Source organism: Chitinophaga ginsengisoli (genome assembly GCF_003014595.1).
GTDB lineage: Bacteria > Bacteroidota > Bacteroidia > Chitinophagales > Chitinophagaceae > Chitinophaga > Chitinophaga ginsengisoli.
In genome coordinates, this window is the sequence record NZ_PYGK01000009.1 from 132,209 (window position 1) to 144,966 (window position 12,758).

Annotated in this window: 11 protein-coding genes; 7 read left to right on the forward strand and 4 right to left on the reverse strand. The window is 46.5% G+C overall.

The features are described from left to right. Nucleotides 1-7: 7 nt before the first annotated feature. The 4 genes from CLV42_RS20995 to CLV42_RS21010 are packed head-to-tail and all read left to right on the forward strand — an operon-like array spanning nt 8 to nt 6,121. A complete protein-coding gene (locus tag CLV42_RS20995) occupies nt 8-1,570 on the forward strand; it encodes a RagB/SusD family nutrient uptake outer membrane protein (protein WP_106603904.1) in 1,563 nt (520 codons plus the stop codon). Continuing rightward, a complete protein-coding gene (locus tag CLV42_RS21000; RefSeq protein WP_211303505.1) occupies nt 1,570-3,072 on the forward strand; it encodes an arabinan endo-1,5-alpha-L-arabinosidase in 1,503 nt (500 codons plus the stop codon). The genes CLV42_RS20995 and CLV42_RS21000 overlap by 1 nt, the downstream gene beginning before the upstream one ends. A 27-nt stretch (nt 3,073-3,099) precedes the next feature. Beyond that, nucleotides 3,100-5,076 (forward strand): alpha-L-arabinofuranosidase C-terminal domain-containing protein, encoded by a 1,977-nt coding sequence (locus CLV42_RS21005; protein ID WP_106603905.1) that lies wholly within the window; start codon nt 3,100-3,102, stop codon nt 5,074-5,076. A 22-nt stretch (nt 5,077-5,098) separates the two neighbouring features. Continuing rightward, the gene (locus CLV42_RS21010) at nt 5,099-6,121 is read left to right on the forward strand and encodes an arabinan endo-1,5-alpha-L-arabinosidase (protein WP_245901705.1); all 1,023 of its coding nucleotides are present in this window, start codon (nt 5,099-5,101) and stop codon (nt 6,119-6,121) included. Here CLV42_RS21010 and CLV42_RS21015 read toward each other — a convergent pair. Then, a complete protein-coding gene (locus CLV42_RS21015; RefSeq protein WP_106603906.1) occupies nt 6,096-6,326 on the reverse strand; it encodes a hypothetical protein in 231 nt (76 codons plus the stop codon). The two genes, CLV42_RS21010 and CLV42_RS21015, sit on opposite strands and share 26 nt — an antisense overlap. Before the next feature lie 12 nt (nt 6,327-6,338). Continuing rightward, nucleotides 6,339-7,337 carry a DUF6268 family outer membrane beta-barrel protein gene (locus tag CLV42_RS21020; protein WP_106603907.1) on the reverse strand — a complete coding sequence of 333 codons (999 nt, stop codon included), beginning with the start codon at nt 7,335-7,337 and terminating at the stop codon, nt 6,339-6,341. A 298-nt stretch (nt 7,338-7,635) separates the two neighbouring features. On the opposite strand from CLV42_RS21020, the gene CLV42_RS21025 reads away from it, so the two are divergent. Together CLV42_RS21025 and CLV42_RS21030 are read left to right on the forward strand one after the other, a co-directional pair. Then, a complete protein-coding gene (locus CLV42_RS21025; RefSeq protein WP_106603908.1) occupies nt 7,636-8,688 on the forward strand; it encodes a sensor histidine kinase in 1,053 nt (350 codons plus the stop codon). After that, nucleotides 8,685-9,410: a LytR/AlgR family response regulator transcription factor gene (locus tag CLV42_RS21030; RefSeq protein WP_106603909.1), complete on the forward strand. Its 726-nt coding sequence runs from the start codon at nt 8,685-8,687 to the stop codon at nt 9,408-9,410. The genes CLV42_RS21025 and CLV42_RS21030 overlap by 4 nt, the downstream gene beginning before the upstream one ends. A gap of 275 nt (nt 9,411-9,685) precedes the next feature. Here CLV42_RS21030 and CLV42_RS21035 read toward each other — a convergent pair whose 3' ends face one another. Then, nucleotides 9,686-10,144 carry a PepSY-like domain-containing protein gene (locus tag CLV42_RS21035; RefSeq protein WP_170117588.1) on the reverse strand — a complete coding sequence of 153 codons (459 nt, stop codon included), beginning with the start codon at nt 10,142-10,144 and terminating at the stop codon, nt 9,686-9,688. Between the two features lie 171 nt (nt 10,145-10,315). Here CLV42_RS21035 and CLV42_RS21040 point away from each other — a divergent pair, with 171 nt between their 5' ends. Continuing rightward, nucleotides 10,316-10,615, forward strand: a complete 300-nt coding sequence (locus CLV42_RS21040; RefSeq protein ID WP_106603911.1) for a hypothetical protein — start codon at nt 10,316-10,318, stop codon at nt 10,613-10,615. Nucleotides 10,616-10,640: 25 nt separating this feature from the next. Here the strand turns inward: CLV42_RS21040 and CLV42_RS21045 are convergent, their stop codons facing one another. Next, entirely contained in the window at nt 10,641-12,572 is a 1,932-nt protein-coding gene (locus CLV42_RS21045) for a glycosyl hydrolase family 18 protein (protein ID WP_170117589.1), read from the reverse strand. Between the last annotated feature and the right edge of the window lie 186 nt (nt 12,573-12,758).

Genomic DNA, 12,758 nt, shown 5'->3' on the forward strand with positions numbered 1-12,758 from the left:
CATTACAATGAAACGTACTATATCTCATTATATAATAACAATTGCGACGGCCAGTGTATTGATTGCCGGTTGTGGTAAAAGACTGGACCAGGTGAACCCGAATGCACAGACTTCCGAGACTTTCTGGGCATCAGCTAATGATGCAGTGCAGGGTATCAATGCGGCTTATGCCCCTTTATTGCTCGACGGCGCTTATATGCGCTTCACACCAATATTGCTGGATGTGAGAGGCGATGATATCAGGAGTAACAGTCCCTGGACGGCTATTTCAGGTGTCGGTAAGTTCGCCCTGGGCACCGGCAATGCCGACGGCTATGGATGGGCTTTCGATGAATATTATGAAGGCATCTTCCGTTGTAACCAGGTGCTCGACAATGTACCTAAGATCAATATGGCGGAAGACCTGAAGAACCGGGTGCTTGGACAGGCCTATTTCCTGAGAGGATTGTATTTCTTCCACCTGGTGGACCTCTTTGGTAATGTAGCACTACCTACGAGGTCTCCGCAGTCAAAAGCAGATTTCTATGGTAAGCAGATGACTGCACAGCAGGGCTGGGATCAGGTGATATCCGATTTTAAGGCTGCTGCTGACCTGTTACCGGTTTCTTACAAGAATGTAGTGGGCGCAGATGTGAACCAGGTAGGAAGGGCTACTAAAGGCGCAGCAATGGGCTATCTGGGTAAAGCCTACCTGTTTAACAAAAAGTATCCGGAAGCTGCTGAACAGTTCAAAAAAGTGATCGACCTGGGCGTGTATTCACTGATGCCGGATTATAAAGACAATTTTACCGAGAGCAAAGAGAATAATGCAGAATCCATCTTTGAGGTACAGTTCTCCACCACCGTTGGAGGAACTGACCTCGGATGGCAAGGTATTCCTACCTCCACCTGGGCGAAGACTTCTGCAAGAGCCATTACTTACGGTGCGCCGAATTTCGGATGGACCGATGTACAGCCGACAGTATTTGTGTTCAATGAATTCATGCAGGAGAAGACAGTGGATGGTGATACAGATCCCAGACTGGACGCTACCATCTTTTATAACAAGCCAGGTGAAATGATCTACGGACAGTCCTTTTCACAGGTGTATGCCAACAGTTCTTTCCTCAATGATGTTTTTTGCAGGAAGTACGAAAATGGTGACGGCAATAAGCCTAATGAATACGACTGGAAGTCTGGTATCAATGAGCGGCTGATGCGTTATTCAGATATCCTGCTGATGTATGCGGAGTGCCTGAATGAGCAATCGCAGACCGCGCAGGCGGCTCCTTATATCCAGCAGGTAAGGACCCGCGCCAAACTGCCTGATATCACGGCTACACTGGCAACGATGACACAGGCAAAAATGCGTGATCAGCTGTCGCACGAACGCTTACTGGAGTTCTGCCTGGAAGGTCACCGTTTTGATGATCTGCGTCGCTGGGGGTGGCTGGAAGACGAGGGCAAACTTGCCTTACTGAAATCCCGCGATCCGGAGTTTAATAACTACAAGGCCGGTAAAGAACTGTATCCAATCCCACAGGGAGAAATAGATAATAACCCGGGCTTCAAACAGAACTCTTCTTACTAATGTCAACACAGTATATGATCCATTTTCGTTTAGGGAGCGCGGCCTTGCTGCTTTTACTGACGACAGGAATCAGTTCCTGCAGTAAGAAAGATGCGGCGGCTCCGGCCCGTACAGATACGACCAAAGTGGAACCGCCGATAGTCGCTTTCGATATCAACAGCATTAACGATACCTATGAAGACGTAGCACCTTTTGTCTATTATCCGAAATGGGGCTCTTATAACGTGCATGATCCAATTATCAGGAAGTTTGGCGACACCTATTACTGTTACAGCACAGATGCCGGTTTCGGCATTTCAGTAAGGGCAGGTCTCCAGATACGTAAGTCGAAAGACCTGGTTCAGTGGACCTTTGTAGGATGGGTATTTGACCAGCTCCCTTCCCAGGGTGCATCCTTCATACAACAAAGAGGTACGCCGAACAACAGTCTCTGGGCGCCCAGTGTGGTCAAGGTAGGCAGTGAATACCGCCTGTATTATTCCCTTTCTTCCAATGTGGGACGCCTCAGTGTGATTGGCCTGGCAACAGCGACTTCACCTGAAGGACCCTGGACGGAAAAAGGCCTGGTGGTGACCTCTATCAATGACAATACCATACAGACAAATGCTATTGATCCGAGTGTATTGGTGACGCCTGCGGGAGAGCATTGGATGTATTACGGCTCTGCATGGGATGGTATCTATGTACTGAAGCTGGATCCTTCTACAGGACTGGCGCTGAATAACGGCGACAAAGGTAAGCGTATCGCTAACCGTGGGTTTACAGGTGGAAAGTATAACGGCAATATTGAAGGACCGGAAGTAGTCTATAACGCAGCGCAGCATAAATACTTCCTCTTCATTGCGTACGACTGGCTAGAGACGAAGTATAATACCCGTGTGATGCGTGGCGACAAGCCAGATGGCCCATTCTATGATTTCAAAGGTGCAGACGCTAATACAGATATCGATCATGGTCCGATGATCACGGCGCCTTATCAGTTCAGTGGTCATGGTGGCTGGCAGGGAGTGTCGCACTGTACGGTGTTTGACGATGGGAATGGACAATACTACATGGCGCATCAGGGCAGGCCGGGTATTAACAAATACTTTATGGACCTGCATCTGCGGAAGATGTTCTGGACAAGTGACGGATGGCCGGTAGTATCGCCGGAACGGTATGCCTGGGAGGACAATGCCATGGTGCCGGAGGATAGTATTACGGGTAGCTGGGAACAGATCATACTGGGTTATCGGGTGGTGCCAGGTTATGCCAATGAGCAGGTATCTCCGGATTTCCAGGTGTCTGTACCGTTGACTATATCCGCCAATGGAACACTGAACAATGATGCCGGCAGTAAATGGGTGTATACTGCTCCCTGGCTGGAACTGCACTGGAGCAATGGCTATACCGACAAGGTACTTGTGCAGCGTGGCCGGGATTGGGAGAAGAAAACAGCCACGCTGATATTCACTGGTCTGAATAATGACGGTGTGGCCATCTGGGGCAAGAAAAGTAAGTAATGATCTCAACAAAAGATAAAGGACGTAATGAAAAATAAGGTATTAAAAGTACTCGCACTTGGCTTGTTGTTGTCGCCGGGTATTACAGAAGCACAAAAGAACAACGTCATCCATGTTGAGACAAAAACCATCACGGGGAAAATAGCACCGACGATGTGGGGTGTCTTTTTTGAAGACATCAATATGGGCGCTGATGGTGGTATCTATGCAGAGTTGGTGAAGAACCGTTCCTTTGAATTCTTCCGCCCCCTGATGGGATGGACAGTGAACGGCGCAAAGGTAAAAGAAGGCGACCTGCTGATCCTGAACAGGGCGCCGGTGGCTACTGCCAATCCACGTTTCCTGCGGGCTACTGTCAGGAACACCGCACAAGGCGAGGCCGGGTTGAAGAATGAAGGCTTCCGCGGTATGGGTATTAAACAGGGATTGCGTTATGATTTTTCGGTACTATACAGGCAGCAACAGCCGGGTGTCAGTCTGCATATACAGTTGCTGAACAGCGGCGGTAAGGTGATCGGCGATACGGTACTGACACCTTCGCAGCAGGACACCGCCTGGCATAAACAGGCGGTTAGCTTCCACGCAACAGAGACAGAGCAGAAAGCCACCCTGCAGTTATGGCTGGAAGGCAATGGCACTATTGACCTGGATATGATCTCCCTGTTCCCGGAGGATACCTGGAAAAGGCGTCCGGGTGGTATGAGAGCTGATATGATACAGTTGCTCGCAGATATGAAGCCTGGCTTTATCCGCTTCCCTGGAGGCTGTATTGTGGAAGGATTTGACTTGTCACAACGTTATCAGTGGAAGAAGACCATTGGGCCGGTAGAGGAAAGGCAATTGATCATTAACCGCTGGAATTTTGAGTTTGCACATCGTCCGGCGCCAGATTATTTCCAGACGTTTGGATTGGGCTTCTTCGAATACTTCCAGCTGGCGGAAGATATCGGTGCAGAGCCGCTACCTATACTGAACTGTGGTATGGCCTGTCAGTTCAATTCTGCGGAGCTGGTACCACTGGATGAACTGGACCCTTATATACAGGATGCCCTTGACCTCATTGAATTCGCCAATGGTGATACCAACACCACCTGGGGTAAGGTGCGCGCCAATATGGGGCATCCGGCTCCTTTTCACCTGAAAATGATGGGCGTAGGTAATGAAAACTGGGGGCCTCAATACGTGGACCGCCTGAAGCGCTTCACTAAAGCGATCAAAGAAAAGTACCCGGAGATAAAACTGGTGAATAGCTCAGGCACCGATCCGGACGGAGAACGTTTTGACTACCTGAACAAGGAACTGCGTGATATGCATGCCGATATTATTGACGAACATTATTATCGTCCGCCACAATGGTTTATGCAAAATGCGCGACGTTATGATAATTACCCGCGGAATGGTTCCAAAGTATTCGCCGGAGAATATGCCGCGCAAAGCGACAAAACAGTAAGCATCTATAACAAGAATAACTGGCTCACTGCATTGTCAGAAGCGGCGTTCATGACCGGGTTGGAAAGGAATGCAGCCGTCGTAGACATGGCATCCTATGCGCCCTTATTTGCCCATACAGACGGCTGGCAATGGACGCCCGACCTGATCTGGGTAGACAACCTGCGTTCTTATGGTACACCGAATTACTACGTACAGCAATTGTTCTCGCTGAACAAGGGAACAGCGACTGTACCGGTGCATATGCATAATGAAGTGATAGCCGGACAGGATAGTTTATACGCCGCTGCGGCATTAGATGAGAAAAGTCATGAACTGATCATTAAACTGGTGAACGTATCAGACAAGGAGCAGGCCTATACCGTGGAACTGGATGCCAAGCCTGCGGCATCAGCAAAGCTCACAGTGCTGCAAAGTGAGGATGTGAACAGTGTGAACAGCTTTGATCAGCCGGGCCGTATATCGCCTGAAGACACGGAAATAAAGCTACCTGGGAAACGCTTCCCGCTGAAGGTCGCTCCCCGTTCCCTGAATGTGTTGCGTATCCGTTTATAGCGGTCACATAAAATAGCTGATAGTGAAACGTATATTCTTTCTTTTGTTGATACTGGTTGCACCGTTCCGGATGTGGGCACAATCTGTGCCCACCGGGACGGAATTTACGACGCGTAATACGCCGGTGCACGATCCTGTGATTATTAAGGAGAAGGACACGTATTACCTGTTCTGTACAGGTGACGGTATTAGTGTTTTTTCTTCCCGTGACAGGCTGCATTGGCGTAAGGAAGATCCTGTATTCGCCAGCCCTCCTGAGTGGGCTGTAAAGGCCGTTCCAGGCTTTAAAGGGCATATCTGGGCGCCTGATATCAGCTATTATGACGGACGTTATTACCTGTACTATGCAGTGTCTGCATTCGGAAAGAATACTTCCTGTATCGGGCTGGCCGTAAATAAGACGCTGGACCCTGCATCACCTGACTACAAGTGGGAGGACAAAGGAAAGGTAATACAGTCCGTTCCTGGCCGCGACATGTGGAATGCCATTGATCCTAACTTGATATTCGATGAAAACGGGACTCCCTGGTTGTCTTTCGGCTCTTTCTGGGAGGGGATCAAGCTGGTAAAAATGACCCGGGACCTGCAAACGGTGAGTGAACCCCAGGAATGGTATACCATTGCCAGAAGGCCAAGGGATTTTACTACTCCCGATACATCCGCAGGAAATGGCGCCATAGAAGCGCCTTTTATTTTCAGGAAAGGGAAGTATTATTACCTTTTTGTGTCCCGCGACTATTGCTGCCGTGCAGAGAAAAGCACCTATAAGGTGGTGGTAGGCAGAAGTGAAAAAGTCCAGGGGCCCTACCTTGACAGGCAGGGCGTTCCCCTGGAAGCTGATGGGGGAACCCTGGTCATTCAAGGGGATGGCGTTAATTGGTATGGCGCCGGACATAACGCCGTTTTCACCGACGCAGACAAAGACTATCTGCTCCTGCATGGCTATGACGCACATGACAGGGGACGTTCTAAACTGCTACTCAAAGAAATAACCTGGGACTCCGATGGATGGCCCCAGCCTATCCAATTAAGTGCAGATCTATAGGTAATTCAATACAGGAATGTCCCTGTTCTTTAAGGCAGAAGAATATATCTTCTGCCTTAAAGAAATCGCCTTCTATCCGCATGATCTTATCCTCATCTTCCAGGTCGAAGGTGACCTTCAGGTCTGGTTTTCTCTGCAGGATATCAGTGATAATAACCCTCACTTCTTCTGCATATAGGACATCTGTTTTAAAGACTTTTACCATAATTGATTACATCTAGTTTTTCGCTCCCAGCAGCGTAAACGGATTGAACGATACACCTATGTTGAAATAGAAAGCCGGGTCAGGCTTGGTTTCGTATACCGGATCTGCAAATGAATCTTCCTTCCTGAATATCCTTCCGGAGGGCGTTATTTTCATGCCCGTCTTAACGGTCAGCAACAGGTACTTTGTCAGGATATGCTCGTATACGAGTCCAGAATTAAGATCAAATTGTCTGTACTCATACTTCTGCGCCGTACTGTCTAAATTATACAGATAGAAGGAGGGCCTGTCGATCTCTGTACCCAGCGACAACCTACCATTGGTATGCACCAGTTTTCTGAGGTAGAGGCTTCGGGGAAAGGTGATATCGGCAATGTAGCCATTATTGAATTTGTGCTCATATGCGATAGTCGGCATGAAAGGTGTCTGTGCACTCGGGTCGATATTGACGAGTACTCCAACAATCAGTTTGGTGCGCTGGTTAGCCTTCAGTATCATGGAGGCGGTCACTAATCCTTTCACTCGTTCAAAATACCGTTCACTACCATCTACTAAAAGGCTGGACGTATAGATCGTCCGTTTATTAAACAGCTTAGAAAAATAAGTGAGGTTGACGGAGGAATAAAGATAATGGAACTCGTCGTTAACGTTTTTAATGCTGCCGGAAAGTGGCGCGATATCACCCTCTATAGACGTTCTCCTGTAACCAGCAGCAAGCCCCAGCATCCAGCTTTTTCTCTTTATAAAGTTGTAATTCGCACTCATTTTGAGCTGCGTATAACCGGTCACTTTGCTCTCCGGTAAAGATTTTCCCTGCTGCTCTGAAGTGAAGTTGTACGGAGTTGAATACGTAAATTCTATATTCAGTGGGCGGGTGACTGCAAACTTGTCGGCGGCGTAAGTTTCTACACGTCTGGGCAGATTCAGGCTATCCCTGCTCTGCGAAAAACATGCTACCGACAAGATCAGCATGCCGGATACTGATACTACTAATTTCTGTTTAATGTCCATTATTCTATATTTAAAGGTCCAGTTGATAGAAGGGGAAAAGTTGGCTGCAATCATTCATCTCATAAGGTCTGTTCCTGGCAATTAAATAAGTGGCACAGAGGAGATATTGAATAAATGCAGAACAAAGGAATGGATAATAGCGCCCCGGGTTTTCGTTTTTATACCAAACGGTTTACATTTTATACCAAATTTTGAGGACGAAATTTGGTATAACAGAGAAGGGGTTTCGTATAATTTCCCACGGCCACGGCATGTAATCGCTTTATCTTTGGGCTGAGTTCAATTCTTAATAAGTACTATGAAGCATAAGCATGATGATAAGATCATACAGCTGATCATTGATGACAAGTACAGGATATTACGCCACTCCCTGGTGGTGTTAGGTATCCTGACTATGCTTTCCTTTACTGATGAGATCCGAGGTTCAGCAGAAGGCAGGTATCTCAGATTATTGTCTGTGTCTGTCTTTCTGATAATCATGTGTTATGTCAATATGAATGTGCTGGTCCCGCGGTTCTTCTTTAAGGGCCGGTACGTGTTTTATCTGGCGCTTTTAGTGATAGTGGTCGTGATCGGCCGTGTGGCCATGTCCTGGTTTTTGAGCAGGTACGACGCTGCCACCCAATTACAAAACAACAAAGGTAAATTGGGCATATATGAGGGAACTATCATATTGATCGCTGTTGTATTGGTCACTACTATGGTAAAGCTCTTTCAACGGTGGATGAGAGATAATGAGAGAATGGCTGAGCTGAGGAATCTTACGTTGACAATGGAGCTGAACGAACTACGGAATCAGATCAATCCGCATTTCCTCTTTAATATGCTGAATGGCATTAAAGCCCTGATACGTAAAGATCCGGAGAAAGCAAACCTTGTGATCATGAAACTGTCTGAGTTCCTCCGCTACCAGCTGTATGAGAACAATGCTGAAAAGACTTCGTTACGATCAGAGATCAATTTCCTATCCAACTTCCTGGCCCTGGAAAAGCTAAGAAGGGATAATCTTTCCATTGACATCCACAGCGGGACTCCTCCCCGGATAATCAATTGGGTGTCTTTACCGCCTAACCTGTTTACTACCTTCCTGGAAAACGCCGTAAAGCATAGTGTCAATATCAATGGAGCGGAATCGTACATCAACGTTGACATAGAGGTAAGAGGAGACAAAATTTACTTCAGTTGTACTAATTCAAAAGATCCTGAGTTTAAAGCTTCAGATAAAAGGAACAGCGGACTCGGACTGGCTAACATCACAAGACGGCTGGAACTGTTATACGGCGATCGTTATAAGCTGGAGGTTAACTCCACAGAGAAAGAACATACTATCAAACTAGCTATACCATTATGAGATGTGTTATTGTAGATGATGAACCACTCGCAAGAGAAGAAATGCAGGAACTGATCAAAGAGGTGTCCCAGATGGAAGTAGTGGGTGTATTCTCCAATGCACTTACCACCATGGAATTCCTGAAAGAGCATCAGGCAGACCTCATTTTCCTGGATATCGAAATGCCGATGGTAACAGGGCTGGAATTTGCGGCACAGCTGCCGAAGCAGATCCTGACTATTTTCACAACGGCTTATTCGCAATATGCTTTTAAAAGTTATGAGCTGGATGCTATAGACTACCTGCTGAAGCCAATAGACAAGGCCCGGCTGGAGAAAGCGATCAGTAAAGCGGAAGCGTACAAAAGGTTGCTTTCTGATGATACAGAAAAGAACATTGTCCAGTCGAATACGAGCGATTTTCTAATCATCAAATCAGATCGCAGGTTTCACCGACTGAACTTTAATGATATCAGATATATAGAAGGACTGAAAGATTATGTGGTCATATACACCGGTAGTCAGAAGCTCATCACAGCGATGAATTTAAAGACGATCCATCAGAAGATGCCGCAGCATCTTTTTATACGGGTAAGTAAGTCGTACGTAGTGAACATAGACTATGTAGATTCATTTGACCATCACAATGTGTATGTGGGTGAGTCGGAAATTCCAATAGGAGAGGTGTATAAAAAGGACTTCTTTAAGATGTATTCAGGAGGCTCTCTTAATCCGGAGGAATAGGCCGGGGCCGTCAGTCTACCTAAAGCAGACTATGTACACTTCAACAGGCTTTTTGTCCGTTTCAGCAGGATCTCAACTGCAGGCATTACCAAAACAAATGATCTTAGCAGTATAATGTAGTAAAGTTTACGGAATGACAGTTAAAAGTTGTAGGTTTAACAGGGCCGGGATGTTTATCCCGGTCGTCTTTTTTTGAAACGAACGAAGATCTGTATAAATAAAAAAGCAGCTGCCCGGCATTCCGGAACAGCTGCTTTTATTTATCCGCTGAATGGTTATTGCTTCTTCTTCTTACCTTCTTTTTTATCTTTATCCAGCTCGTTTTTCAGCACCTTACCATCCGGACTGAAGGTCACGTCTCTCTTTTCAGTTTCTTTCTTCAGCTCCAGCTTGTAGGTAACTGTTGTTCCCTCCGTATGCTTGTCTGCATCATGTATCTTATAACCGGCAAACTGCTGCTGCACCGCCAGCTTGATGGTACCAGGCAGATCTGCGTCTTTGATGTCTTCCTTCTGTTTTACCACCTTGCCTGTGGCATCGTACCAGATATCGTGTTTTTCAAACTCAGCCTTGTACTGGCTGTCCTTCATTTTCCATTTAACACCTGTGGCCTTGGGATACTGTTGCTGGAAGCTTTTGGTGACTGCGGCAGGTACATTTACCGGCTGATCAGCTTTCTGTGCGTAGGCACTAACGGCGGTTCCCAGTAAAAGAAATAAAATAAGATGTTTCATGAACTTGCTTTTTAATTGAGGACTTAAAATTACGGAAAGTATCAGCAACCGGGAAAAAATCGGGGACATCAGCAATAAATTCCGTGAAACCACACAATATTAATATACTATCCGGATTGGGAGCTTATCCGTACCTTTATGATATTCGTTTCCCCACAATAATTCACTGTTATGATCCAGTTCCGTGCTATAAAAAGGTCGCTCGTTCCGGACAATACTATGGCCGACTACATTCAGAATCTGCCCAACAGGTACAACAATTCAAAAGCCGAAAGAATCGCTGCTTACCTCACCCATCAGTTCAGTAACGAGTCCTGCAGCCATCATCCTGATCACCTGGTAGAAATGAATATTGAGTCCAGATCGGAAGAGGGAGAGTTGGTTCTCTATAGTTACAGCAAACCATGTTGTGACACTTTTACGAAGCGTATCAGGGAAATCATCGGTAAAACCAAAGAGCTGTTCCCCTGATACGCTTTTTTATAAGGAGAATAGTCTAAGGCTTGTCATTCTTCGACAGTAATGGCCGAATCAGTATGCGCATGATCAGCATGCCCAGCAGCAATCCTATGCTAAAAATCAACAGGAGGTCGAGCATTGGAATGGTCACACATTTCGATTTAGCATTGGCACTGTCTGCATGGGTGATGCCAAAAGGTACATCCCGGTTCAGAAAGAGCGTGACAATACCAAAGAATGTGGTAATCAGTATCCAGGCAATCAGTATGCGTAATACTACTTTTCTCCAGGGCCACTCCATCCCAACCATTCGTACGTTATAGGCGTAGAAGAAGCCGATCAGCAATGCGATGATAAAGAAGAGTAATGTGACATAGCCGAAGAAACTATCATCTCTGTCTTTTTCCGCCTCCAGCTCACAGGGATCGGTGAATAGCAGTGTCAGGGTTCGTATCTCATGGCTGACCTTTTTGACCATCCTTGTCCACCAGGACTCGGTCGCTATTACAGGAGGTACCAGTCTGATGGTGTCGGTAAAGGTGGTATCTATGCTAATGAATTTATAACCCAGTTCGTCCCACAGTTCTCCGTAACCATCATCTGCACCCAGGGGCCAGATAGCTACACCACCCAGGCCATTGTTCAGCACATAATCATATTTCACGTCCAGGGTGTTCTCATCATCAAACCATATTTCGGAAGTGATTTCACCGTTGGCATCTTTCTCTTCCACATAGGCCGCCACAGCATCTTCATCATAGATGACAGCACTATCTGCAGGATACTTGTTCCTGATCTCACTGAAAGGAACATAACGGGTAAATACGTCTTTGCCGCCAGTAAGACTTTTTTTCCACTGCGTACCATAATAGGATAGGAGCAGGATGAACTTCGAGGGGGCGATCTGCAGGTTCAGGAAACGGGACATTACCGGTTCGATCGCTCTGCGGGCATCTCCTTTCATAGGCGCTAGTCCGCCGGCACGGGCACCACTAGCCTTTGTAAAGTCTATCAGGAAATGATCCGTCAGGGGATCAAGTGTTCTCAGGTCATATGCAGACTGCTCGTCGTAAGACGGTATGGTAATGGCAATATCATATTTCTGCTGACTGTTATGCTGGAAATAATTGGCGAGCAAAGTCACAAAGCGGGAGAAGGCATCTCGTCTTTTCGCGCTTAGTTGACTGAACCAAATATTTATACCCTCGGCCTGATACTGTTGTAATAATGGTAATAGTGAATCAATACAACGGAACTGGGCATCTTCATCTTTCAGCAGCTCCTCTATATGCGTAGGATCATTTTCATAATAAGTGAACATCCGGTTTTTACCAGCCGATGTTGCCAGGTTGAACATGTTGAGCGGCGCCGGCGGAATGTCCTTCGCCTTAATATCTTTTTCAGTAGTATACCCATAGAAGCTGATCGCACTCAGGGCGGTAAAGTTGTACTGGAGATATTTGTCGGTCATCCAATAGGGGTGAATACCTATTACATCAGCCTTATGTCCCAGGGTAATGGTATAGGTTGTACCCAGTGTATCGCTGAGTCGTAGGGTATCTATCTTACCGGGAGGGCGTCCGTACAGTGCGCGGACTGCCTGTAATTGTTTTTGCTGCGCTGCACTGTTCCTTTCTTCTTTCTCCTTTTGCTGTAAGATGGGCAGGATCTTGCTGATGAGGGAGGCCACATCTGTTTCAGGTACCGGAGCAGGAGGTACTACTGGTTCTACATCTGGCGGCAGGATGGTATCTTTCGCCTGACTGGCAATAATATTATTGATAAGTGCACGCAATGAGTCGAAGTGCTGGTTCTGCTGTAATGACAACTCCGCATTCAGCTTCTTAATGTCTGCTGCAGTGGCCACCATAGAATCTGCCATGACAGTTCTGATGATGGTGATCACACGCTGTTGTTCCCTTGCCCTTGCGTTTTTGGTGAACTTTAAAGCAGCAATGATCTTTTGCAATAGTTTAACTTTTCCGGTTGTATCTTTCTGAAAAGCGGGGAGGTTAATAGTCTTTATAATGCTGCCTGTATCATACGGGGATGAATATACATTGTTGGCGTGAACGTCATTTTTGAGAAACAAAAAGAGTATAAGGATAAAAAAGAAACCGGCGACGGTCCTGATTAGGGAATACATAAACGCTAA

Coding starts and splice junctions, on each gene's coding strand:
- CLV42_RS20995 (WP_106603904.1), top strand. CDS start 8: ATGAAACGTACTATATCTCATTATATAATAACAATTGCGACGGCCAGT.
- CLV42_RS21030 (WP_106603909.1), top strand. CDS start 8,685: ATGAGATGTGTTATTGTAGATGATGAACCACTCGCAAGAGAAGAAATG.
- CLV42_RS21000 (WP_211303505.1), top strand. CDS start 1,570: ATGTCAACACAGTATATGATCCATTTTCGTTTAGGGAGCGCGGCCTTG.
- CLV42_RS21020 (WP_106603907.1), bottom strand. CDS start 7,337: ATGGACATTAAACAGAAATTAGTAGTATCAGTATCCGGCATGCTGATC.
- CLV42_RS21040 (WP_106603911.1), top strand. CDS start 10,316: ATGATCCAGTTCCGTGCTATAAAAAGGTCGCTCGTTCCGGACAATACT.
- CLV42_RS21035 (WP_170117588.1), bottom strand. CDS start 10,144: ATGAAACATCTTATTTTATTTCTTTTACTGGGAACCGCCGTTAGTGCC.
- CLV42_RS21025 (WP_106603908.1), top strand. CDS start 7,636: ATGAAGCATAAGCATGATGATAAGATCATACAGCTGATCATTGATGAC.
- CLV42_RS21015 (WP_106603906.1), bottom strand. CDS start 6,326: ATGGTAAAAGTCTTTAAAACAGATGTCCTATATGCAGAAGAAGTGAGG.
- CLV42_RS21005 (WP_106603905.1), top strand. CDS start 3,100: ATGAAAAATAAGGTATTAAAAGTACTCGCACTTGGCTTGTTGTTGTCG.